Origin of the sequence: Bacillus sp. SIMBA_005 (assembly GCF_046535585.1) — a bacterium.
GTDB lineage: Bacteria > Bacillota > Bacilli > Bacillales > Bacillaceae > Bacillus > Bacillus pumilus.
On record NZ_JAWRWI010001330.1, the window covers coordinates 1 to 228 of the forward strand.

The window sequence follows — 228 nt, forward strand, 5'->3', positions numbered from 1 at the left end:
CGATGTATTCGCTCACTTCTCAGCTATCCAAGGTGACGGTTTCAAATCACTTGACGAAGGTCAAAAAGTGGAATTTTCAGTAGAAGATGGTCAACGTGGACCACAAGCTACAAACATCGTTAAACTTTAATTTTTATTAAACTGACGATAGGCATCTTCATTGATGCTTAAGACTGTAGGCAAACTCAAAGCAATTTGGGATTTGTCTACAGTTTTTTTATTTCAGTG

Annotated in this window: 1 protein-coding gene; it reads left to right on the forward strand. The window is 37.3% G+C overall.

Annotation, left to right across the window (positions count from 1 at the left end):
• A partial coding sequence (locus SB660_RS24390) for a cold shock domain-containing protein (protein ID WP_410585242.1) occupies positions 1–130 on the forward strand: 130 nt, incomplete at its 5' end.
• Positions 131–228: the final 98 nt, after the last annotated feature.